The 23702-nt window shown below is 66.1% G+C and carries 19 protein-coding genes; 5 read left to right on the top strand and 14 right to left on the bottom strand.

Annotated elements, in window-relative coordinates; translation table 11 throughout:
• Window positions 1-37: 37 nt before the first annotated feature.
• The 7 genes from GW587_RS28820 to GW587_RS28850 all read right to left on the bottom strand — a co-directional run bounded on the left by GW587_RS28820 (window position 38) and on the right by GW587_RS28850 (window position 9721).
• Window positions 38-1852: a HAMP domain-containing methyl-accepting chemotaxis protein gene (locus GW587_RS28820; protein WP_166108350.1), complete on the bottom strand. Its 1815-nt coding sequence runs from the start codon at window positions 1850-1852 to the stop codon at window positions 38-40.
• Between the two features lie 112 nt (window positions 1853-1964).
• Window positions 1965-3197: an argininosuccinate synthase gene (locus tag GW587_RS28825; RefSeq protein WP_166108351.1), complete on the bottom strand. Its 1233-nt coding sequence runs from the start codon at window positions 3195-3197 to the stop codon at window positions 1965-1967.
• A 33-nt stretch (window positions 3198-3230) separates the two neighbouring features.
• Window positions 3231-4151 carry an ornithine carbamoyltransferase gene (gene argF, locus GW587_RS28830; protein WP_166108352.1) on the bottom strand — a complete coding sequence of 307 codons (921 nt, stop codon included), beginning with the start codon at window positions 4149-4151 and terminating at the stop codon, window positions 3231-3233.
• Window positions 4152-4276: 125 nt separating this feature from the next.
• Complete coding sequence (locus GW587_RS28835) at window positions 4277-7105, bottom strand: ATP-binding protein (RefSeq protein WP_229259705.1); 2829 nt, start codon at window positions 7103-7105, stop codon at window positions 4277-4279.
• 83 nt (window positions 7106-7188) lie between these two features.
• Window positions 7189-8103 (bottom strand): ribosome small subunit-dependent GTPase A, encoded by a 915-nt coding sequence (rsgA, locus tag GW587_RS28840; RefSeq protein ID WP_166108354.1) that lies wholly within the window; start codon window positions 8101-8103, stop codon window positions 7189-7191.
• A complete protein-coding gene (locus GW587_RS28845) occupies window positions 8100-8453 on the bottom strand; it encodes a 4a-hydroxytetrahydrobiopterin dehydratase (RefSeq protein WP_166108355.1) in 354 nt (117 codons plus the stop codon). Before GW587_RS28845 ends, rsgA begins: the two co-directional genes overlap by 4 nt.
• Complete coding sequence (locus GW587_RS28850) at window positions 8450-9721, bottom strand: M48 family metallopeptidase (RefSeq protein WP_166108356.1); 1272 nt, start codon at window positions 9719-9721, stop codon at window positions 8450-8452. Before GW587_RS28850 ends, GW587_RS28845 begins: the two co-directional genes overlap by 4 nt.
• Window positions 9722-9787: 66 nt before the next feature.
• On the opposite strand from GW587_RS28850, the gene orn reads away from it, so the two are divergent.
• From orn to GW587_RS28865, 3 genes are all read left to right on the top strand, one after another.
• On the top strand, window positions 9788-10384 hold the full coding sequence (gene orn / locus GW587_RS28855; RefSeq protein WP_207393687.1) for an oligoribonuclease: 597 nt from the start codon (window positions 9788-9790) through the stop codon (window positions 10382-10384).
• A gap of 130 nt (window positions 10385-10514) precedes the next feature.
• Complete coding sequence (locus tag GW587_RS28860; protein WP_166108357.1) at window positions 10515-11480, top strand: hypothetical protein; 966 nt, start codon at window positions 10515-10517, stop codon at window positions 11478-11480.
• Between the two features lie 3 nt (window positions 11481-11483).
• Complete coding sequence (locus GW587_RS28865; RefSeq protein WP_166108358.1) at window positions 11484-12380, top strand: alpha/beta hydrolase; 897 nt, start codon at window positions 11484-11486, stop codon at window positions 12378-12380.
• A 63-nt stretch (window positions 12381-12443) separates the two neighbouring features.
• Here the strand turns inward: GW587_RS28865 and GW587_RS28870 are convergent, their stop codons facing one another.
• The 4 genes from GW587_RS28870 to GW587_RS28885 all read right to left on the bottom strand — a co-directional run bounded on the left by GW587_RS28870 (window position 12444) and on the right by GW587_RS28885 (window position 17575).
• The gene (locus GW587_RS28870) at window positions 12444-14654 is read right to left on the bottom strand and encodes an SLC26A/SulP transporter family protein (RefSeq protein WP_166108359.1); all 2211 of its coding nucleotides are present in this window, start codon (window positions 14652-14654) and stop codon (window positions 12444-12446) included.
• Window positions 14655-14657: 3 nt separating this feature from the next.
• Complete coding sequence (locus GW587_RS28875; RefSeq protein ID WP_166108360.1) at window positions 14658-15977, bottom strand: Nramp family divalent metal transporter; 1320 nt, start codon at window positions 15975-15977, stop codon at window positions 14658-14660.
• A gap of 61 nt (window positions 15978-16038) precedes the next feature.
• Window positions 16039-16875 (bottom strand): carboxylesterase family protein, encoded by an 837-nt coding sequence (locus tag GW587_RS28880; protein ID WP_166108361.1) that lies wholly within the window; start codon window positions 16873-16875, stop codon window positions 16039-16041.
• Between the two features lie 4 nt (window positions 16876-16879).
• Window positions 16880-17575 carry a UPF0149 family protein gene (locus GW587_RS28885; protein ID WP_166108362.1) on the bottom strand — a complete coding sequence of 232 codons (696 nt, stop codon included), beginning with the start codon at window positions 17573-17575 and terminating at the stop codon, window positions 16880-16882.
• Window positions 17576-17638: 63 nt separating this feature from the next.
• On the opposite strand from GW587_RS28885, the gene GW587_RS28890 reads away from it, so the two are divergent.
• Window positions 17639-18721 carry a serine/threonine protein kinase gene (locus tag GW587_RS28890; RefSeq protein WP_166108363.1) on the top strand — a complete coding sequence of 361 codons (1083 nt, stop codon included), beginning with the start codon at window positions 17639-17641 and terminating at the stop codon, window positions 18719-18721.
• 115 nt (window positions 18722-18836) lie between these two features.
• A complete protein-coding gene (locus tag GW587_RS28895) occupies window positions 18837-21119 on the top strand; it encodes a coiled-coil domain-containing protein (protein ID WP_166108364.1) in 2283 nt (760 codons plus the stop codon).
• Window positions 21120-21215: 96 nt separating this feature from the next.
• On the opposite strand, the gene GW587_RS28900 is transcribed toward GW587_RS28895, so the two are convergent.
• The 3 genes from GW587_RS28900 to GW587_RS28910 form a co-directional block, all read right to left on the bottom strand.
• Window positions 21216-22160: a hypothetical protein gene (locus tag GW587_RS28900; RefSeq protein ID WP_166108365.1), complete on the bottom strand. Its 945-nt coding sequence runs from the start codon at window positions 22158-22160 to the stop codon at window positions 21216-21218.
• Window positions 22161-22222: 62 nt separating this feature from the next.
• Window positions 22223-22594: a DUF8785 domain-containing protein gene (locus GW587_RS28905; protein WP_166108366.1), complete on the bottom strand. Its 372-nt coding sequence runs from the start codon at window positions 22592-22594 to the stop codon at window positions 22223-22225.
• A gap of 34 nt (window positions 22595-22628) precedes the next feature.
• On the bottom strand, window positions 22629-23687 hold the full coding sequence (locus GW587_RS28910) for a DUF475 domain-containing protein (RefSeq protein ID WP_166108367.1): 1059 nt from the start codon (window positions 23685-23687) through the stop codon (window positions 22629-22631).
• Window positions 23688-23702: the final 15 nt, after the last annotated feature.

A 23702-nucleotide genomic window follows, 5' to 3' on the forward strand; every position in this document is an offset into this window, starting at 1 on the left:
TCCATGGAGGCACGGGGCACGCGGCATTGTCCCACGCTCAGGCCGCGACCGCAAAATTGGCGACGCTGGTCTGCAGATCGCCGGCCGCGTACTGCAGCTGATGTACCGCCTCGCTGGTGGCCTTCAGCGATTCGACGGTCTGCTGGGTGGCGTCGTTCAGCTGCATCATGGTCTCGGAGATCTGCTGCGCGCCGACCGCCTGCGACTGCATCCCTTGCAGCACCACATCGAACTGCGGCGCCAGCTTCTGCACCTGGTCCATCACGCCCGACAGCTGGTCGGTCACCTGGCGCACCTCGCCGACGCTGCGGCGGATCTCCTCGGAGAATTTGTCCATGCCCATCACGCTGGCCGACACCGCCGACTGCATCTCCTTGAGCATCTGCTCGATGTCCCAGGTGGAGACCGAGGTCTGGTCGGCCAGGCGGCGGATTTCGGTGGCCACCACCGAGAAGCCGCGTCCCGCCTCGCCGGCCTTTTCGGCCTCGATGGCGGCGTTGAGCGACAGGATGTTGGTCTGGTCGGCGACCTTGGTGATGGTGATCAGCACGCTGTTGATGTTGGAGGCCTTCTCCGACAAGGCGGCCAGCTTGGCGTTGATCGAGTCGGTGGCCGTCACCATGTGCTGCATGGTGCTGTCCATGCGGCGCAGATTGTTCTGCGCGTCGGCGGTGACGTTGGTGGTGTAGTCGGCGACGGCGGTGGCGTCCTCCATGGTCTTGAGCAGCTGCGAGGTGTTGGCGGAGATTTCCTTGGTGGTGCTGAGGATCTCGACGCTGGTCTGCGCCTGCTCGATGCCGGTCGCTTCCTGCTGCTTGGCCGAGGCGGCGATCTCGGTGGCGGAGGTGGTGACCTGGATGCCGGCCTTCTGGATGTTGTTGAGCAGCGCGCGCAGGTTTTCGAACATGCGGTCCAGGCCATGCGCCAGTTGGCCGATGGCGTCGCTGCCGGAGACCTCGACCTTGCCGGTCAGGTCGCCCGAGGCGGCTTTCGACACCACGCCGAGCAGCGAATCGACCTTGGACTTGAGCAGGTTGGTCTCGGCCAGTTCGCGCGCCTGGTTGTCCTGGATGGCCTGCGCCATGTGGTTGAAGGCGACCGACACTTCGCCCAGTTCATCCTTGGAGGTGACTTCGGCGCGCGCCGATTGCTCGCCGCCGGCGATGCGGCCGACGGCGGCGGTCAGTTTGCTCAAGGGGCCCAGCAGCGCGGACGACAGCAGGTAGCCCACCACCAGCGCCAACAACACGCAGATGCCGCCGCCGACGATTAGCAGCATCCCCATGGACCGTTGCAATTCACTGGAGAGTTGCGAACGTTGCGCCAGCAGCTTTTCCTCTTCGGCGCTGACGTCGTTGAGCAGCTGCCGCACATCGGCCATGACCTTGGAACCGTTCAGCACATCGGTCGCCGCCTGCTGTTGCCGCGTCCCGCTGGCCTGCGCAGCGGCGGCGCGCTGTTTGTCCAACTGCGGCTGAATCACCTTGTTCAGCCAGTTTTCGATCAAGGGTTCGAGCCGCGCCAGGCGCGCCTGCTGCGCCGCATTGTCGGCGGTCAGTTTGATGATGTTGGCCAGGTGGCGCCGCGCCGCTTCTTCCTCGGCGGCGATGGATTTGATGGTGCTGTCGTCACCGGTCAGCATGAAGCCGCGCGTCGACGACTGGATTTGTATCAGCGCGGTTTCGATCTGGTTCGCCTCCAGCAGCACTTGCAGTGTGTGGCGGTCCCAGTCGCTGGCGTTGGATAGCTTGGTGAAGTTGATGTAGGCCGTCGCCAGCAGGATCAGGATGATGACGACGATGGCGCCGAATCCGGTGGCGAGTTTTGTCTTGATACTGAGGTCTTTTAGCATATGGCTCCACTCCTATCAGGCTGTGGAAGCAATGTATCATTTCGCCGCGCTTTGTGGAGGACAAAAAAAGAGCCGCTCAGCGAGCGGCCCCTTTTAATGCTGCATGTGTCGTTTATTGACCGCGCTTCAGGCGTGCGTTGGCGGCGATGCGCATGCGCAGCGCGTTCAGCTTGATGAAGCCGCCGGCGTCGGCCTGGTTGTAGGCGCCGCCGTCTTCGTCGAAGGTGGCGATGTTCATATCAAACAGGGAGTCGGTCTTCGAGTCGCGCGACACCACGATCACATTACCCTTGTACAGCTTGACGCGCACCCAGCCGTTGACCGTCGCCTGCGTGTGGTCGATCAGCGTTTGCAGCGCGACGCGCTCGGGCGCCCACCAGTAGCCGTTGTAGATCATCGACGCGTAGCGCGGCATCAGGTCGTCCTTCAGGTGGGCCACTTCGCGGTCCAGCGTGATCGATTCGATGGCGCGGTGGCCCTTCAGCATGATGGTGCCGCCAGGGGTTTCGTAGCAGCCGCGCGACTTCATGCCGACGTAGCGGTTCTCGACCAGATCCAGACGGCCGATGCCGTGCTTGCCGCCGAGGCGATTCAGTTCGGTCAGCACGGTGGCCGGCGACATGCGCACGCCGTTCAGCGCGACGATGTCGCCGCGTTCGTATTCCAGGTCCAGGTACTCGGCCTGGTCGGGCGCCGCTTCCGGGCTGACGCTCCAGCGCCACATCGATTCCTCGGCTTCGGCGCTCGGGTTTTCCAGGTGGCGGCCTTCGAACGAGATGTGCAGCAGGTTGGCGTCCATCGAGTACGGCGCGCCGCCGTTCTTGTGCTTCATGTCGATGGCGATGCCGGCGTCTTCCGCGTACTTCAGCAGTTTTTCGCGCGACAGCAGGTCCCACTCGCGCCACGGCGCGATCACTTTGACGCCCGGCTTCAGCGCGTAGGCGCCCAGTTCGAAGCGCACCTGGTCGTTGCCCTTGCCGGTGGCGCCGTGCGAGATGGCGTCGGCGCCGGTCTCGTTGGCGATCTCGATCAGGCGCTTGGCGATCAGCGGACGCGCGATCGAAGTGCCCAGCAGGTATTCGCCTTCGTACACGGTGTTGGCGCGGAACATAGGGAACACGAAGTCGCGCACGAATTCTTCGCGCACGTCGTCGATGTAGATGTTCTCCGGCTTGATGCCGAACTTGATCGCCTTGGCGCGCGCCGGCTCCAGCTCTTCGCCCTGGCCCAGGTCGGCGGTGAAGGTGACGATCTCGCACTGGTAGTTATCCTGCAGCCACTTGAGGATGACGGAGGTATCGAGGCCGCCCGAGTAGGCGAGGACTACTTTTTTAATATCGCTCATGCTAGTTCCAATTGGTGTGAAGTGTTTTGGTGATTAATCGACGCGGCCGATCAGCAGGTATTCGATCAGAGCCTTCTGGATGTGCAGGCGGTTTTCCGCCTCGTCCCAGACCACCGACTGCGGGCCGTCGATGACGTCGGCCGCGACTTCCTCGCCGCGGTGGGCGGGCAGGCAGTGCATGAACAGCGCGTCCGGCGCGGCGCGCGACATCTTGGCGCCGTCGACGATCCAGCCGTCGAAGGCTTTCAGGCGCGCGGCGTTTTCCTCTTCGTAGCCCATGCTGGTCCAGACGTCGGTGTTGACCAGGTGCGCGCCCTCGCAGGCGTCGGATGGGTTTTCGAAGAAGGTGTAGCGGTCGGTCGAGACCAGCGACATGTCCATGTCGTAGCCTTTCGGCGTCGAGACGTTGACGTGGAAGCCGAACACTTCGGCCGCCTGCAGCCACGAATACAGCATGTTGTTGGCGTCGCCGACCCAGGCCACGGTCTTGCCGGTGATGGGGCCGCGATGCTCGTAGAAGGTGAAGATGTCGGCGAACACCTGGCACGGATGGTGTTCGTTGGTCAGGCCGTTAATCACCGGCACGCGCGAGTTGGCGGCGAAACGCTCGATGATGTCCTGGCCGAAGGTGCGCACCATGATGATGTCGCACATGCGGCTCATCACCTGGCCGGCGTCTTCCACCGGTTCGCCGCGACCCAGCTGCGAGTCGCGCGTGTTCAGGTAGATCGCCGCGCCGCCCAGCTGGTGCATGCCGGCTTCGAACGACAGGCGGGTGCGGGTCGAGTTCTTCTCGAACACCATCACCAAGGTGCGGTCGATCAGCGGGTGGTAGATCTCGTAGTTCTTGAATTTTCGTTTGATCAGGTGTGCGCGTTCGATGACGTACTCGTATTCGGCCAGCGTGAAGTCGGAAAACTGCAGGTAATGCTTGATCGGTTTTTGAATAGACATAGTGACAACTGACAGGTGAGCGGGCGTGGGGCGAGGTGCCTGGCCGCTGAGCCGAACAATTATAAAGGCAATTCGGCGGATAGGGCTAATTGCCGCAGATTATGCTGTCTATACAGGCTTGGGCGTCAGTGATAAATCTGGGTCGCGGCCGGGATCTGCGACTCCGGCGCCGTCAGAGGGAGATCGAGGGTAAACGTGGCGCCTTCGAGCGAGCTGTGGACGCTGATATGGCCGCCCAGTAGGGAAGTGACAATGTTGTAGCTGATCGACAGTCCCAGCCCGCTGCCGCCCTGTCCCAGCTTGGTGGTGAAGAAGGGATCGAAGATGCGCGACAGGTGCTCCGGCGCGATGCCGCCGCCGTTGTCGCGGAACGAGACCAGCACCCGGCCGTCCACCGGCGTCACCGCGCGCAGCCACATGCCGCCGCTGCGCTCCTTGCTGAAGGCGTGCAGCAGCGCGTTGGTGATGAAGTTGGCGATCACCTGGCCGAACGGGCCGGGATAGCTGTCCATCATGACGTTGTCCGGCACCTCGATCTCGATGCGGTGATTGGCGGCGCGAATGCGGTTCATCATGGTGGCGATCACCTCATGCGTCACCTGCTGCAGGTTGAACATGCGGCGCTGCTCGGTGGTGCGGTCGACCGCCACCTGCTTGAAGCTGTTGACCAGGTCCGCCGCGCTGGTCAGGCCGCGCATTACCAGCTCGTGCGCCTTGCGCGCGTCGGCCATGTAGCCGGCCAGGTCGGAGCGCTTCAGGCCCGGGCCGTTGAGGCGCTGTTCCAGCTCCTCGGTCTTCTGCATCAAGGTGCTGGCGATCAGCAGGCTGTTGCCGATCGGCGTATTCAGCTCGTGCGCCACGCCGGCCATCAGCGAGCCGAGCGCCGCCAGCTTTTCCTGCGACACCAGCTGCGTTTGCGCGTCCTTCAACTGGCGGTAGGCTTCGGCGTTGTCCAGCGCGATGGCGCCGTAGGCGCACAGCGTGCGGAAGATCAGCCGTTCGCGCTCGCCGTAGACGCCGGCGTCCATGTCCTGCACCGTCATCACGCCGACCGCGCGTTCGCCCACCAGCAGCGGCACGTACAGCGCGCAACTGGTGACCAGCGTGCCGGGGGCGAGGAAGATGTCGTCCGGGCCGGCCTCCTCGATGTAGACCTCGCGCCTCTCGCGCAGGCAGCGGGCGGAATTGGCGCGCGGGTTGTCGATGTCGATGGTGTGGTTGGGCAGCGCCTGTCCCGCTTCGACGCCGAACACGCGGCTGATGGTGTCGCAGCCCGGGTCGCACAGATAGATGGCGAAGGTGTCGGCCGGCAGCAGCGCCTGGACGTGGCGGTTCAGCGCCTGGAACACGGCGCCGGCATCGAGGTGGGTGGTGATCTCCTGGCCGATGACGGACAGGCGCTCCAGCGTGGCGGTGGTCTGCTGCAGCACCTGCACCCGCTTGGCCTCGGAGGCGGCCAGCTCGCGGTGGTGATAGCCTTCGGCGCGGGCGTGCTCGGTCTGATGGTGCACCTGCATGGCGATGGCGCGGTTGGTGGCGTCCTGGCTGTGGGTTTTTTCGCGCGCGGCGGCCGCCGCCTGCGCCGAGGCGTAGGCTTTCGGATAGTCGCCGATGGCGGCGTATTCGCGCGCCAGCGCTTCGTGCAGCTGACACGGCGCCAGGTAGCCTTCGATCTCGGCGGCCACCGCCAGCGCGCGGTGCAGATAGTGCAGCGTGGCGTTGGGCTCGGTCATGTCCGGCGGCGGCGGTAGCGGATGGCGCGCGTGCACCAGCGCCATCACCCGCAGCGCCTCGACATGGTTGTGCAGCATGGCCTGCTGCGCCGCCAGTTCCACCGCGCGCACCGCCATATGCAGCGCTTCCTGCGGACGGTCGAGGAAGCACAGCGCGTGCGCCTGGCCGCGCCGCGCGATGTTCTGGAAGTCGGGCTGGCGCAGCGCGTCGGCGCGCAGCTCCAGGCGGCGGAAGGCGTCCAGCGCTGCGGCGTAGTCGCCCTTGTCCAGCGACAGGTCGCCGAGGTATTGCAGCGCGGTGGCGTAGCTGCGGCTGCCCGACAGCGGCGCCAGGATCTCCAGCGCTTCCTGCAGCAGCTCCTCGGTGGCGTCGAGCCGGCCCAGGCGGCGCATGGTGTCGGCGGTGTGCATCAGGCAGGCGCCGATGTTGCGCGGCCAGCCGGTGGGGCGGGCCAGGTCGAGCGCGCTCTCCATCCATTCCAGCGCGGCGTGGTGGTCGTTGAGGATGGTGAAGTTCAGGCCGATGTTGATGGCGGCGGTGATCGCCATGCGCAGCTGGCCGGTTTCCAGCGCCGCCTCGTAGCAGTGGATGTAGTGGCGCGCGGCGGCGCCGAAGTCGCTGGACTGGCTGGCGGCCAGGCCGTGGAAGTCGCAGATCCAGGCGGCGACGGCGGGCGGTTGCGGATCGTTTTCCAGGTCGAAGCGCCGGCCCCAGCGCCGTTCCGCCGCGTCCAGGTCGCGCAGCACGGTCCAGCGCGCGTTGGCCGCTTCGGCGATGGCGATCCGGTGCGGATCGCCGGCGCGGCGCGCGGCCTCGGTCATGGCTTCCAGTTCGGCTTCGCCCAGTTGATGGTCGCCGCGGTCGATCGCGATCCAGGCGCGCAGCCAATGGGCGTCGGCGACGCCGGCGTGATCGTCGACGGCGCTGAAGCGGGCCTGGACCTGCGCCGCCTGCTCATCGGCGGCGTCCATTTGGCCCGCCAGCCAGGCCGCTTCCGCCCGCACCAGGTGCAGGCGGGCGGCGATCCGGGTGGTGGCGTCGGGGGCGAGGGGGGTATCGGACAGCAGCCGCAAGCCTTCATCGGCCAGTTCGAGCGCGCGGGCGGTGTCGCGCTGGCGCAGATGCCAGGCCAGCGGCACCAGCGCCGGCAGGCGCGCGGGTCCGCTCAGGGGCTGTAGGGCTGCATCCCACTGGGCCAATTCGTCATCTAGCGCAAACATATTCATCGCGGTCCTGGGACAATTGCTCCGGGGCATTATAGACTGCAAATCCGAATTGCGCTCGCGCCATCATAATTGTTTTTTTAGTACAGGGTTTGCGACGACTCGTGCAGCAGTTGGCCATACAGCGTATGACGCATCTTGGTGATCTTGCCTTCCGCCACCGCCTCCAGGATGGCGCATTGCGGCTCGATCAGATGGCGGCAGTTGTAATACTTGCACTTGCCGAGATAGGGCTCGAAATCGACGAAGGCGCGTTCCAGCATGCCTTCGCTCAGATGGTACAGGCCGAATTCCTGGAAGCCGGGCGAGTCGATGATCGACGAATCGGGGCCCAGCTCCGGCAACTGGTACAGCCGCGTGAAGGTGGTGGTGTGCTTGCCGGTGTCGAGCGCGGCGGAGATTTCGCGCACGGCGATGTCGGCGTCCGGCACCAGCAGGTTGATCAGCGAGGATTTGCCCATGCCGGACTGGCCGATCAGGATCGACGACTGGCCGGCCAGCAGCGGCTTGAGGATGGCCATGGTTTCCTCCGGCTTGCCCTTGGCCGACACCTCGTGCACCGGATAGCCGAGCGAGGCGTAGGGTTGCAGGCGTTCGCGGGTGCGCGCCAGCGATTCGGTGACGTCGGTCTTGTTCAGGATCAGGTGGGCCTTGATGCCAGCCGCCTCGGCCGCCACCAGCGAGCGCGACACCAGGTCGTCGGCGAAGCCGGGCTCGGTCGCGACCACGATGAACAGCTGGGTCAGGTTGGCGGCCAGCAGCTTGGACTTGTACTGGTCGGAGCGGTACAGCAGGGTCTTGCGCTCGGCGATCTTGTCGATCACGCCCTGGTCGGGCGAGGTCAGCGTGACGTGCACGATGTCGCCCACTGCGACGTTGGTCTTCTTGCCGCGCGTGACGCATTGCAGCTTGGTGCCGTCGGCGTCGGCCAGATAGTGGCGGCCGTGGGCGGCGATGATGGTCGCCTGCAGTTGCTGGCTGGCTTGCTTGCTCATGCCTTCACCGCCGCCGAGTCGAACAGCGCGTCGGCCTTGGCGGCGCAGATGAAGTCGTTGAGCGAGAGGCCGTTGGCGCTATGGGTATCGTAGCGGACGATGCAGTTTTTATAGGTCACGGTCATTTCTGGGTGGTGGTCTTCGGCGTGGCTGAGGAAGGCCAGCGCGTTGACGAAGGCCATGGTGCGGTAATAGTTGGTAAAGCCGAAGGTTCGGACCAGTTTGTTGTCGTCGATCGCCCAGCCGCCGCCGGCCAGCAGGGCCAGCAGGCGCTCTGCTTCGGCGGCGTCCAGCGCGTCCTTGGTGGGACGGCAGCGGCTGGCCAGCAGGTCGGCGGCGCTGGCGATCATGATGCGGCCGCCATGTGCAGGTGACGGATGCGCACGCTGGCCGGCGGGTGCGAGTCGTAGAAGGCCGAGTGCAGCGGGTCCGGCGTCAGCGTCGAGGCGTTGTCCTCGTACATCTTGACCAGCGCCGACACCAGGTCGCGGGCGTCGGTGTGCTGGGCGGCGAAAGCGTCGGCTTCGAACTCGTGCTTGCGCGAGCTGATCGAGGTCAGCGGGCCGAACAGGAAGGTGAACACCGGCAGCGCCAGCATGAACAGCAGCAGCACCATGGCGTCGTTGGTCTGGCCCGGCAGCACCAGCGGATCGACGCCGAGGCCGGTGTAGAACCACAGCTGGTTCTTCAGGTAGCCCAGCAGCGCCAGGAAGGCCAGCGACAGCGCGAACATCATGACGATGCGCTTGACGATGTGCTTGAGCTTGAAGTGGCCCAGCTCGTGCGCCAGCACCGCCTCGATTTCCTGCGGTTGCAGGCGCGACAGCAGGGTGTCGAAGAACACGATGCGCTTGTTGGCGCCGAAGCCCGAGAAGTAGGCGTTGCCGTGCGCGCTGCGCTTGGAGCCGTCCATCACGAACAGGCCCTTGGAGGCGAAGCCGACGCGGGTCATCAGGCCTTCGATGCGGGATTTCAGCGATTGGTCCTCCAGCGGCGAGAACTTGTTGAACAGCGGCGCGATGACGGTCGGGTACAGCACCATCATCAGCAGCTGGAAGCCGCTCCACACCAGCCAGGCGTACAGCCACCACAGGTTGCCGGATTTTTCCATCAGCGTCAGCATCACCCACACCAGCGGCAGGCCGATGGCCGCGCCCAGCAGTGTGCCCTTGACCATGTCGGCGAAGAACAGACCCTTGCTCATCTTGTTGAAACCGAAACGCTGCTCCAGGCCAAACTGCTTGTAATAGTCGAACGGCAAGGCGATGGCGCCGGAGATCAGCGCGTAGCCGGCCAGCAGCGCCAACTGGTAGCCCATGCCCGGGCCGGTCAGGTTGAACAGCTGGATCGACAGCCATTGCAGGCCGCCCAGCAGCGTGAAGCCGACCAGCACGGCGGTGTCGACCAGCAGCGTCAGCAGGCCGAACTTGGTGCGGGCGATGGTGTAGTCGGCCGCCTTCTGGTGGGCGGCGAGGGGGATTTTCTCGGCGAATTCGGCCGGCACGGCGGCGCGGTGGGTCAGCACATGGCGGATCTGGCGCGAGGCGAGCCAGAAGCGGACGATCAGCGTCAAAACGATGAAAGATACAAACAAAATCGAAAACGCGAGTGAATACATTCTATGCCTGTGAGAAAATGGCGGATTCGGATAAACAGGATGGCCAAAGACGGCCAAGAGAGAATTATGTCACAAGCTAATGATTTGCCAGAAGGTTCCGCACCGGCCGCCGTCGTACCGCGCCAGAATGAATTCAACCTGGTCTGGGTCGATATGGAAATGACCGGCCTGGAACCGGACACCGACCGCATCATCGAAGTGGCCGTGGTCGTCACCGACATGCACCTGAACGTGCTGGCCGAAGGCCCGGTGTTCGCCATCCATCAGTCCGACGAGACGCTGGACAAGATGGACAACTGGAACAAGGGCACGCACGGCCGTTCCGGCCTGATCGATCGCGTCAAGGCGTCGACCGTGACCGAGGCGTTCGCCGAGGAAGAGCTGATCAAGTTCATGAAGCTGTGGGTGCCGAAGGGCAAGGCGCCGATGTGCGGCAACACCATCGGCCAGGATCGCCGCTTCATGGTGCGCTACATGCCGAAGCTGGAGGCGTTTTTCCATTATCGCAACATCGACGTGTCGACGCTGAAGGAACTGGGCAAGCGCTGGAAGCCGGAGATGGTCGCCGGCTTCAAGAAGCACCAGATGCACACCGCGCTGGCCGACATCGTCGAGTCGATCGAAGAGCTGAAGTACTACCGCGAACACTTCATCAAGCTGTAAAGCTCGAACCCTCCGGAAAACAGGCTCCTCGCGAGCCTGTTTTTTTTCGTCCCAGGCGCGCGCCATTGTTTTCTATTAGGCATTATATTCAGCCATATCAACTTTATAACATTGATTTGCTGGAAAAAATATGACCGAGATTCTAGAACCCGCCGTGCCCGCCGATGCTCCACCGCCGAAGAAGCGTCGCCGCTGGGGGCGCATGGTGCTGTACATCCTGGCGACGCTGGGCGTGCTGGCGATCGCGCTGGTGGTGGCGATCGCCGTCAAGGCCAGCAAGGAGCCGCCGCTGGTCAAGATCGACGAGGCGGCGTCCATCGACGAATCAATGACGCGCAATTACGGCAAGTATTCGGCCGAGAAAAAAGGCTGGGTGTATGTGGACGAGTCCAACGAGCCCTTCCTGGTGCGGGTGGTGCAGCAGGCGCGCATCGAGGCGGTGGGCGCCAGCGACGAGTTGTACTTCGTCACCAGCGGCAGTTCGCTGGGCGCGAGCGGGCGCAACTTCTTCGGCGTGTTCCAGATCCGTTCGGACGGCAAGGGCGGCGACGGCCTGGTCGAGATCAGCGATCCGCACCGCTACGGCAGCGCGGTGCCGGTGACGCCGGAGCGGGTACGCTTCGAGGCCTTGTCGGAAAGCGGCTGGGCCTGGGTGGTGAAGGTGCAGAGCGGCGTCGATCCGAAGCAGGAGCGGGTCGAGGTCAGCAACGTCATGCTGGCGCCGCATGGCGACAATATCGCGCTGCTGGCCAGCTTCAAGGCGTCGGCCGACGCCGAGGCCGGCGATTGCCTGCAGGCGAACATCGACCACGCGTCGTGGATCAAGCAGGTGGCGCATTACGAGAGTTTGCCGGAGGATGCGCCGTCGGAAGAGGTCGCCGCTGGCGAAGCCTTGTCCGAACACGAGCCGCTGCGCTGCGAGCACGCGCGCTGGACCTACGGCACGGCGGCGGTGGTGGGCGCGCAGCCTGGCCCGCTGACGGTCACCGCCAAAGGCACGCAATACGCAGCGCCGCTGGAGGCGAGGACCTGGAAGATCATGTTCGACAACAAGGCCTTTGTGTATAACGTCCCGCCTGAATTGACTGTCGAGTAAGCCATGAGCGCCTTCAAAGTCGTAGGGATCGCGGTCGCCGCGCTGGTGTTGCTCGGCGGGCTGGCCGCTTGTTCGCCGCTGACCGCGTTGAACGCCCTGTCGCCGGGCGGCGCGTCCGAGGTGACGGCCGATATCGCCTATGGCGACGGCGCGCGCCGCAAGCTGGACGTGTACCGGCCGAAGGACGCGCGCGGCGCGGCGCCGGTGGTGGTGTTCTTCTACGGCGGCAACTGGGTCGACGGCGATCGCCGCGACTACGCCTTTGTCGGGCGGGCGCTGGCGTCGCGCGGCATCGTGACGGTGGTGGCCGACTACCGGCTGTATCCGGAGGTCAGCTATCCCGATTTCCTGAAGGACGTGGCGCAGGCGGTGGCGTGGGCCAAGCGCGAGGCCGGGCGGCATGGCGGCGATCCGAAGCGGCTGTACGTGATGGGCCACAGCTCCGGCGCCTACAACGCCGCGATGATCGCGCTCGATCCGCGCTGGCTGGCGGCGCAGGGCATGGCGCCGTCCGAGCTGCGCGGCTGGATCGGCCTGGCTGGACCGTATGATTTCCTGCCGATCGAGAATCCGACCACCAAGCCGGTGTTCCACTTCCCCGATACGCCGCGCGAATCGCAGCCGATTCATCACGTGACGGCCGGCGCGCCGCCGGCGCTGCTGATCGCCGCGCGCAGCGACAAGCTGGTCGACCCGGCGCGCAACACCGGCCACCTCGCCGCCGCGCTGCGCGCGCACAACGTCCCGGTGCAGGAAATCTACTACGACAAGGTAAGCCACACCACGCTGGTCGCCAGCATCGCCGCCCCGATGCGCTGGCTGGCGCCGACCCTCGATGACGTCGCGGCGTTTATAAACACCGGGGTCAAGTCTGACATTCGTACACGAGCTCTGCCGTAGCGACCGCTACGGCAGAGCTCGTGTACGAATGTCAGACTTGACCCCCGGTTAGTAGACCCCCGGTTAGTAAGCGGCGCGGACGGCTTCGTTGGCGACGGTGAGGCGCGAGGCCAGGACGTTCACCACGAAGCGGTGGAATTGTTGGGCGGTGTCGCCGTCTTCGGCTTCCATCCGGTGTAGCGCTTGTAGCGACAGACGCTGCACCAGCGTCGGTACGTCGGCGCGGACGTCGGCGCTGCGCGGGTTTTGCGTGTACAGCGCCATCTCGCCGACGATGGTGCCGGCGCCGAAGGAACGCAGCCGCAAGGCGCGCCGGTCCGGCATCGGCAGCGATACCGTCACCCGGCCTTGCTCGATGAGGTAGACCGCGTCGCCGGCGTCGTCGCGGGCGAACAGCAGTTCGCCGGCCGCCAGCAGACGCGGCTCCAGCTGGGCCTGCAAGCGCGCGAGGGCGTCGTCGCTGAAGTGCGCCCGCAGCGCCGCCGCCAGTCCCGATTGCCGCGCCGCCTCCGCCGGCCTGAAGCGCGCGAGCAAGCGGTCTTCGACCCACTCCAGCCCGGCATCCAGGCTGTCGAACTCCATCACCGTTTCGCTGAACAATCCGGCCCGCGTCAGCAGCTTGCGCGCGTCGGCGCACAGGGCGGTGAGCACCAGCCGGACGCCGGCGCCGTCGCAGATCTGCCGCAACTTCAGGAAGCTGTTCGAGGTCGACGCGTCCAGGCCGTGGATGTGGCGGAAATCCAGCACGACGTAGCGCGGCGCGTCGGCCGTCTCCAACCGCGCGCGCAGGTGGCGCAGGATCGAGTTGGCGGTGGCGAAGAACAAGAAGCCGTGCAGGCTGGCGCCAACCACCAGCCCGCCGTGCTCGCGCAGCAGCGCGGTGTCGTCGATCGAGCGCTCGACGTTGGAGCTGCGGCTGCGGCCGTCGAACTGATTGCGGATCACGCTGATCCGCCCATACTTGACCACGAACAGCACGCAGGCGGCGACGATGCCCAGCGCGATGCCCGACACCACGCCATACGCCGCGATCACCACCACGATCAGCGGAATCAGCAGGTATTCGGCGCGGCCGAGCTTGCGATACGACTTGACCAGCCATTCCTCCAGCAAGCCGATACCGATGTACAGCTGCAAGCCGACCAGCACTGACTTCGGCATCCAGCCGATCAGCCCGGGAAACACGATCACCACGACCAGGCAGCCGGCCGCCGCCGCGATGCCGCTGCTGCGTCCGGTGGCGCCGGCGCGGCGGTTGAGCATCGTGCGGCTCAGCGCTTGATAGCCGATCATGCCGCCGGCCAGCCCGCTCAGCACATTGGCCAGGCCCGCCGCGCGCATTTCCTGGTTCAGGTTGGGATCCAGGCGGCAGGCCAGCCCGGCGCCGGCGGAATTGAGCAGGATGGTCAGCGCCGACACCGCCGCCACCGCGAGAAACTCGGGCAGGTGCGAGACGATCAGGCGCCAGTCGATCTGCTCGCTTGGCAGCGTCAGCGGCAGTTGCAGCGACGACACCGTCACGCGCTCGAACAGCAGGCCGAGGTGATGGGCCTGGTCGAGCGTCATGCCGCTCAGCCGCATCCCGGCGAAGAACACCAGCAACCCGGCGCCGATGCCGACCGGCACCACCAAGGTGAACCGCTTCAGCTTGCGCGCGCCGATCAGCAGCGCGGCGCAGACCACCACCGCCGGCAGCCACGCCAGCCATTGCAGCTCCAGCAGCACCCCCAGGCTGGACCAGTGCAGGCCGTGCCCGGTCAGCACGCGGAACGCGCCGGACAGCAACAGGTAGCCGGTGCCGGCCAGATAGCCGCCGATCACCGGGAACGGCAGGAACTGGATCAGCGCGCTGCCTTTCGACGCGCCCAGCAAATACAGCAGCACGCCGGTGGCGACCGAGCTCAACGCCAGCGCGGCCAGCAGCGTGGCCAACAGATCGTGGCCGGCGCCGGCGGACAGCGCCATGTCGGCGGCGATGCCGGCCGCCATCCCGGCCAGGATCGCGGCCGAGTTGCCGTCGGGTCCGCCGATGGAAAATTTGATCGAGCTGCACAGCGCGATGACGGGCGCGACCACCACGCAACTCACCAGCGCCACCAGCACGCCGGAATGCAGGTGCGGTGCGAGGGCGCCGCTGAAGATCAGCGCGGCATAGCTGAGCGCGTAGCACAGCATCACCACCGACGACAGCAATCCGGCGCCGATATTGGCCGTCAGCGACGCGGAGGGGCCGGCCGGCGGCGTGACGGCGGCGGCGGCGGAAGTCGCGCGCATCGGCTACGACGAGAACGCTTGCCACACCAGCCAGATATTGGCCGATGAGATCACCGCGAACAGGAACCACGACAAGGCCGTGGTCCACCAGGCGTTGACTAGGTTGCCCATGATGCGGCGCTGCGACGTCAGGCTGATCAGCGGATACATGGCGAACGGCAGTTGCAGGCTCAGCACCACCTGGCTCAGCACCAGCAGCTTGCCCACCGAATGCTCGCCCAGAGTCAGCACGCCGATCATCGCCGGAATCAGCGCCAGGCCGCGCGTGATGACGCGCCGCTGCCAGCACGGGATCTTCAATTTGAGGAAGCCGTCCATGATGACCTGGCCGGCGATGGTGCCGGTGAAGGTCGAGCTTTGCCCGGACGCCAGCAGCGCCAGCCCGAACAGGATGGCGGCCAGCGCGGTGCCGGCCACCGGCTCCAGCAGCAGATAGGCGTCGTCGATGTCGAGCACGCGGTCGTTGCCGGGTTGGTGGAAGGCGGCGGCGGCCAGCACCAGGATCGAACCGTTGATCAGCAGCGCCAGCAGCAGCGAGACCACGGTGTCGATGCGCGACAGGCCGATCGCCTCGCGCTTGCTGCGTTCATTCTGCGACACCACCCGCGTCTGCACCACCGACGAGTGCAGGTAAAGATTGTGCGGCATCACCGTCGCGCCGAGGATGCCGATCGCCAGGTACAGCGGCTCGCGCGACGAGATCGCCGACAGCGACGGCGCCATGCCGGCCAGCACCGCGTTCCAGTCCGGCTTGATGAACAGCAGCTCGGTGAACAGGCAGATCGCCACCGTCAGCACCAGCCCCAGCACGATCGCCTCGATCTGGCGGAAGCCCTTGCCCTTCAGGCCCAGCACGATCAGCGTATCGAGCGCCGTCAGCGCCACGCCGACCGGCAGCGAGACGCCCATCAGCAACTTGAACGCCAGCGCGCAGCCCAGCACCTCGGCCAGGTCGCAGGCGATGATGGAGATTTCGGCGAAGCCCCACAGCGTCTTGCTGACCGCCGGCGGATACTGCTCGCGGCAATGCACCGCCAGATCCTTGCCGGTGACGATGCCCATGCGCATGCTCAGGCACTGCAGCACGATGGCCGCCAGGCTCGACAGCACCACCACGAACAGCAGCTGATAGCCGAACTGCGAGCCGCCCTGGATCGCGGTGGCCCAGTTGCCCGGGTCCATGTAGCCGACCGAGATCAGCAGGCCGGGACCGGCGAAGCGCAGCACTTTTTTCCAGAACGGATCGCCGACGGGAACGCTGACGGTGCCGGCGACTTCGGAGGGGCAGAAAGGTGCGGTGGCGGTGGTCGGCAGTTTAAACATAGGCATCCAGTTAATGATGCCTAAATTCTACTTTAGAAAGGGAGCCGAGTCCCTCTCTCATTCAGTGGCTGCGCTGGGCGAACAGCCAGTCGCGCCAGGCGGCGGACAGCAGCATGTCGGGCGGCACCTGATGTTCCAGGCCCTGATATTCCAGGAAGCGCACTTTGGCGCCGGGCTGGCGCTGCAAGGCGGCGACCATGGCGCGGTCCGGTTCGATGGGGTTTTCGCTGTCGGCGTTGCCGTGCACGATCAGCAGCGGCGTGGCGGCCAGCCGCGCGGCGGTGCCGCGTTCCGGCGCGATGCCGGAAAAGGCCACGGCGGCGGCGAACATGCCCGGCTGCTGCAACAGCGCCTGGACGGCGGCCGAGGCGCCCATCGAAAAACCGGTGACGTAGACGCGGTCGGCGGCGATCGGATATTGCTTGCCCAGCTGAGCGATGAGCGCGGTCAGCGTCGGGATATTGGGGCCGGGTTCGGCGGCCAGCAGGCCGTCGTCGGCGGACGGGTGATAGTTGGCGCTGCGCTCCGGGAACTGCGGCGCCAGCACATAGGCCGGGAAGCGGGCGCGGACCGCCGGCGCGCTCCACGACAGCGCCAGACGGCCGAGCTGACTGCGGTTGTCGTTGCCCACCGCGTCCGAGCCGTGCAGCACGATCACCAGCGGATAGCGCTGGCCGGGCTGCGCGTCGGGCGGCGGCAACAAACGGTAGGAGAGGGCGCCGGCGCCGTGTTCGAACACGCCGGCGCTCCACAAGTCGCGATCCAGTCCCTGCAACAGCGAGGCGTTGCCGGCCTGGTCGGTGGGCGTGGTGCGGTCGACGACGACTTCCGTCTGCGCGGCGGTGGACAGCGCCGTGGCCGCCAGCAGCAGGGAAAGCGCCGCGCGCCGCATCGTCATCGGCTTACTCCGCCGAATCCGCGCCGTGGCACTTCTTGTACTTCTTGCCGCTGCCGCAAGGGCAGTCGTCGTTGCGGCCGACCTTCGGCTCTTCGCGCACCAGCGTGGTGACGGCCGGCTTGCGGCGCGGCACCCAGAACTTGTAGATCGCGGGCAGATTGGCTTCCAGTTCCTGGCCCAGCTTGTGCGCCTTGACCGGATCTTCGACCAGCGCCAGTTCCGCTTCTTCGATTTCGTCGGCGCCCAGCAGGTAGATCGGCTTCATCAGTTCGCCGACTTCCGAGTCCCAGATCTCGTCCCACGAACCCGGACGCAGCTCCATGCCTTCCCAGAAGCCCCAGCACCAGGCTTCGGCGTCGATCAGGGTCTGGCCTTCGTGCTCGTGCTCGACGAACAGCGGCTCGAACTCCTTCGGCGCGACTTCGAAGGTCACCAGCACCTCGTTCATGAAGCGCATGATCAGTTGCAGGATGCGTTCTTCTTCCTTCTCGTGCTTGAATTTCGGCACGTCGGTGGCTTCCTTGCCCCACACGCCCTTCAGCCATTCGGCCGGCATGATCGGCTCCGGGCCGATGGCGATGGCGGTCAGGTAACCGTGCAGCATGTCCATCGTCATCGCATCCTCGGGGCTGCGGTCGGATAACAGGAAGGCGTCTAATTCGTCGAATTCTTTTTCGCTCAGTGGCTGATCGAGTTGCATGGCGTGCTCTTTTTATTGGATTGAAGGCGACAGTATACACGCCGCGCCCCGTACAATGCGGGGATGAACCAAGATCATTTCGACGACGAAGAAGAAGACGCGCGCGCCATGGCGCTTGCCGCGGCGATGGCCGACCAGCACGGCGGCCCCGACGGCGCGGCGCAGGAAGCCACGCCGCACCCGTATTCCGCGCTGAATCCGGAGTGCGTGCTGGACGCGCTCGACAGCATCGGCCTGCGCGGCGACGGCCGGCTGCTGGCGCTGAACAGCTATGAAAACCGCGTGTATCAGGTCGGCATCGAGGACGAGCAGCCGCTGGTGGTCAAGTTCTACCGTCCGGGACGCTGGAGCGACGCGGCTATTTTGGAAGAGCACGTCTTCACCGAGGAACTGGCGGCGCGCGAAATCCCGGTGGTGCCGGCGCTGGCGCTGGGCGGCGCCACGCTGCATCAGTTCAACGGCTTCCGTTTCGCCGTGTTCACCCGCCACGGCGGCCGCGCGCCCGAGCTCAGCGATCCGTCGGTGCTGGAGTGGACCGGGCGCTTCATCGCGCGCATCCACGCGGTGGGGGCGGTCAAGCCGTATCAGCACCGTCCGGCGCTGGACATCGCCACCTTCGGCACCGAGCCTTGCGAATATCTGCAGGCGAACCAGTTCATCCCGGCCGACTTGCAGGAAGCCTACGCCAGCATCTCGCAGCAGGCGCTGGACGGCGTGCGGCGCAGCTACGACCGCGCCGGCGAGTTGCCGCAACTGCGGCTGCATGGCGATTGCCACGGCGGCAACGTGCTGTGGACCGACGCCGGCCCGCACTTCGTCGACTTCGACGACAGCCGCATGGGCCCGGCGATCCAGGATCTGTGGATGATGCTGTCCGGCGACCGCGCCGACCAGGTGCGGCAGATGTGCGACATCCTGGCCGGCTACGAGGATTTCTGCGAATTCAACCCGCGCCAGCTGCATCTGGTCGAAGCGCTGCGCACTTTGCGGCTGATCCACTACTCGGCCTGGCTGGCGCGGCGCTGGGACGATCCGGCCTTCCCGGCGGCGTTCCCGTGGTTTAATACACAACGTTACTGGCAAGACCGCATTTTGGAGCTGCGCGAGCAGGTCGCCCTGATGGACGAGCCGCCGCTGCCAATCTAAGAAATAGCGGGTCTTTCCCGCTCTTCTTGCGGTTCGGCTTGCCTGGCCGCTGCTTGATAATGAGAACTCAGAAGTCCCGGTTGGTGCCGGGGCACATCGTCTAGCGAGAACTCTCATGCAAGCACAACTGGCCCATCAAGACAGCGACAACGTCACTTTGCTCCCCATGGTGTCGCTGCATGACCCTGACGAACCCACCCACACCCCGCGCGCCGCGATGGAAATGAAGGCGATCCAGGAAGCGATCGCCCGCGTCGAAGCCGACGCCAAGGCCGCCTGCGCCGCCGAGAACCGCGCCCACGCCGAAGCCCGCGCCCGCGCGCTGGCCGAAGACCGCGCCGCGATCGACGCCGCCGCCGCCGCCGCCGCGCAGCAGAATGCGCAAGCATCGGAGGAAGCCATCGCCGCCAACCGCGAGCGCCTCGAATCGCTGCGCGCCGCCGCCCAGGCCAGCGTCGCCCGGCTGGACGCGGTCAAACAGGAAACCGCCGAGCTGCGCGCCCGGGTCGAAGCCGACACCAAGATCCGCCTCGCCGCCGAGCTGCGCGCCAAGGCCGAAAGCGCCAGCCGCCAGCGCGCCCACGAACAGATCGCCGCCGAATCCGAGCTGGCCGAACAAGCCGCGCGCGCCGCCGAAGACCTGGCCAAGCAAACCGAACAAGCCCGTCTGCAAGCGGTCGAACGCGTCGCCGCCGTGCAGGCCGCCAAGGAAGAAGTGGTCGGCATCGCCTCGGCCGACGCCCGCGTCGCCACGCTGGCGCGCGAACGCGAGCGCCAGGCCTACGGCGCGCGGCAGACCGCCAAGATGCTGGTCGAAGCGGAAGCCGAAGCGCTGGACCTGACCGTGCAGCGCGAGCGTGCCGACCAGATCGCGCTGGAATCGGCCTTCAACCGCGCCGCCGCCGAAGTGCGCGCGCTGGAAGAGGCGCGCGCGCTGGCGCACCTGGAGCAGGAGCGCGAACAGATCGCGCTGGCCAAGGCCGAATCCGAGCGCAGCGCCGCGCAATCGCTGCATCTGCGGCTGCAAACCGAAAAAGAAATCCGCGACGCCGCGATCCACCGCGAACGGCTGGAGATGGTGGCCGCCGCCAGCGCCCAGGCGCGCCGCGACGCCGACGCCAGCATCCTGGCCGCGACCGAAGCCCGGATCGAAGTCGACAGCCAGCTGCGTGCCGTCGCATTGGCCCGCGTGCAGGCCGAGCAGGAAGCCGAACTGAAGACCCACGCCAAAGTCGAAGCCGAGACCCACGCGCTGGAGCAAGCCAAGCTGCGCCAGACCGCCGATGAAGCCGCCGCCGAAGCGGCCCGCGCCGACAGCCTGGAGCAGCAGCGCGCCGCCGACCTGGCCGCCGAACGCACCGCCTTGTCGCGCGCGGCCGCCGAGCTGGCCGCGAGCCAAAACGCCGCCGAGCAACAGGAAATCGCCACGCTGGCGCAGCAGGTCGACGCGCAGAACGCCGCCAATCTGCTGGCCGAGCAAAAAGTCGCGCAGGCCGAAGCGCTGCTGCACGCCGAGCAGGCGCGTGCCGCCGCCGAGCAGCAAGCGATCACCGCGTTGAAGGAACAGCTGGAAGCCGAACAGCGCGCCAGCGACGCCGCGCAGCAGCGCATCGCCGCCGAGCGCGCGCAGACCGCCGCCTACCGTCAACAGGAAGAAGCCGAGCGCCGCCTGGCGGCCGCCGCCAACGACGAAGCCGAAGCGGCGCGCGTGATGGCCGAGCAGGTGTCGCTGGAAGCCGAACAGAAAGCCATCGCCGCGCAAGCCTTGGCCGCGCAGGCGCGGCTGGCGGTCGAGCTGGGCGAAGTGCACGCCGAGCGCGCCCGCGTCGAGCAGGAAAAAGTGGCGACGGCGCAAGCGCTGTTGATCGCCGAACGCGAATTCGCCGAAACCGAGCGTCAATCGCTGGCGCTGATCGACCAGAAGCTGACGCAGCAGCGTCTGACGACGGCCTCGGAAGTGCGCGCCTCGAAAGCGATCGCCGGCCGTCTGGAAGCGGAACAAGCCATCGCCGCCAGCGCCCGCCAACGCGCCGACGCAGCGCAAGCCGAAGCCGACGCGATGGCGCAGCGCGCCGAGGAAGAACAAGCGGCCACGCAGGCGATCGCCGACAAGGCGGCCGCGCAGGTGGCGTTGCTGGAAACGGCCAAGGAGCACGCCGCGATGCAGCGCAAGGTCGCCGAGACCACGGCCGCGATGACGGCGGCCAAGCAGAAATTGCTGGAACTGGAAACCCGCCGCTACGGCGCCGCGCAGAAGGTGCTGGCGGCGGTGGAAGCGAAAGTGGTGGCGGAAGAGGGCGCGGTGGTGGCCACGCTGGACGCCGCCCGCGCCCGCAAGGAAGCCGCGCGCCAGGCGCAGCCGAGCGAAGCCGGCAAAGCCGTCTGGCGTTCGCGCTGATACTCCGGGGTCAGAGCTAAAAACTGGACACGGGCTCTACCGTAGCGGCCGCTACGGTACGGCCCGTGTCCAGTTTTTAGCTCTGACCCCGGAGTTTTAGAAGCTGTAGCCGGCGCCGAGCAGCAGCAGGTCGGCGTCGCGGTGGTAGTCGGTCACAACGCGGCTCCACGACAGTTCGGCGACGATGCGCCTGGCCAGGTGGTAGCGGCTGGCGATGCTCACCAGCCCCGCCTTGTGCGAACGCTGCCCTTCGCCTTCCGGCACCTTGACGTTGAAGTACGGTCCGGCGCCCATGCCCAACTCGACCTTCGGATTCAGCGAACGGATCAGCCACAACTGCGTGGCGGCGCCGTTGCGCTGACCGCGCACCCGCTTGCCTTCGTCGATCGCCGTCACCGTCCAGTCCACATAGCGTCCGATCGCGCGCCGGTATTCCAGCGCCGTCACCCGCGCCCGCTCCGAACTCAGGCTGTTGGTGATCCCCTGGCCGGCGAACAAACTCAGCGTGTCGTCGCTCGACGGTCCGTCCAGATGCAGCTTGTCGCCCTTGACGCCGTTGAATTGATAACCCACCGCCGCCATCACCGACGTGGTCGAGTCCTTGCCGCGCGGCGAGATGCGGTTCATCTGCAGCTGGTTGTACCAGCGGCTGTCGGCGTAGTGGTAGGTCGCCTGCAGGCTCCAGATCGGCGCCCAGCCGTGGTCGTTGGTGTACGCGCCCTGATGCAGGTCGGTGGTGTCGAAGTAGTAGTAGGCGCCCACCCCGGCGCCGAACGACCAGCCGGGCCGGTTGGGGCGGCTGCGCAGCCAGGCTTCGCCGGCGACGCCGTCGCGGTGGTGCTCGGACGGGTGGCCTTCGTTCAGATAGGCCAGGCTCAGGGCGAGGTGCTCGTTGACCGGATGGGTGTAGGAATAGCCGGCGCTGAAGCTGCTTTCCTTCTGCTCGTGGACCCGCAGCCCGCCGGCCTGCACCGCCACTTCCTGGGCCGATAGGGAGGCGGACGCGGCCAGCGCGAGCGCGGCGATCAGAGTGCGTTGCATGATGATTCCCGGCAAAAAGCGAAGTCTACCGGAATTTGCGCCGCGCGCCGCTGGTCTTTACATTACGGTTGCACTTGCACCTTGGTGACGTAGTACTCGGTCTCGCCGAAGCATTGGCTCGGCACGCCCTTGTGCTGGGCGTAGGTCAGGATCACGCGCTTGCCGGTGGCCGCCGTCAGCGCCTGGGCGATGGCTTCTTCGCGCACGCTGAATTCGAATTTCTCCGGAATCGCGCCCGGCATCGAGGTCAGCAGGATTTCGCCTTCCCAGGTCTTGCAGATCCAGCCCCGGCTGGAGAATTTTTGCAGGTAGCCGGCCCGTTCGCCGTCCGAATAGGAAATGTGCAGCATCGCCCAGGTGTAGCCGGCGAACAGCAGCAGGGCGGCGGCCAGCAGGCCGATGAAGTACAACAGTACGCGTTTGGTCGAGGTCATGGATGGTCTGGGTTATGCAATGTTTTGAATCTTATCACGTGGCGTGTTTGCGTTTGTGACGCAGCGACGACCACAGCGACAAGCCGATGAACGCCACCCCGGACAAGCCGGTGAACCATTCCGGCACGTGGTATTTGACGCTGCCCAGCATGATGATGGCCAAAATGCCGATCGCGTAGTGGGCGCCGTGCTCCAGGTAGACGTATTCCTCCAGCGTGCCCTTGTGCACCAGGAACACCGTCAGCGAGCGCACGAACATGGCGCCGATCGCCAGCCCCAGCATGATGACCACCACGTCGGTGGTGATGGCGAACGCGCCGATCACGCCGTCGAAGCTGAACGAGGCGTCCAGCACCTCCAGGTACAGGAAGCCGCCGAAGCTGCCCTTGGTCAGCGTGGCCGCGATCTGGCCCACGCCGGCCTCGGTGATGTCGTCGTCGTCCTCCGGCGGGTCTTCCTCCAGCAGCGAACTGATCCAGCCGACCGCCAGGTACACGATGACGCCGACCACCCCCGCCGTCAGCACCTTGTATTGCTCGTCGGCCCCCACCAGCGCGACGCAGCCGAACACCGCCCCCAGCGTCAGCAGCACGGTCAGGCTTTCGGTGCCGTGCTGGTTAGCTTTTTTCTCGATCCAGCCCAGCCAGTGCAGTTCCTTGCCGTCGTCGAACAGGAAGTTGAGGAACACCATTAGCAGGAAGGCGCCGCCGAACGCGGCCACCTCGGCGTGGGCGTCGGTCAGGTGCTTGGCATAGATCTCGGGGGTGGTGGTGGCCATGGTCCAGACGTCCAGCAGGCCGAGCCCGGTCGCCACCGAGACGATCAGCAGCGGGAACACCAGCCGCATGCCGAACACGGCGACCAGGATCCCGACCGTCAGGAACAGCTTGCGCCAGAACTCGTTCCAGTGCCGCAGCACCGAGGCGTTGACCACCGCGTTGTCGAACGATAGCGAGACTTCCATCACGCCGAGCACGGCGGTGATCCACAGCGCGTGCGCCAGGCCGCTGGCGCCGCCGTGGCTGTAGCCCCACCAGCCGGAGAGGATCATGAGGACGATGGTGACGCCGAAGGAGATGCGGAAATGCTGCATGGTTGTCTTTTTTGA

This window comes from Duganella aceris, from assembly GCF_011090165.1.
Taxonomy (GTDB): domain Bacteria; phylum Pseudomonadota; class Gammaproteobacteria; order Burkholderiales; family Burkholderiaceae_D; genus Rugamonas; species Rugamonas aceris.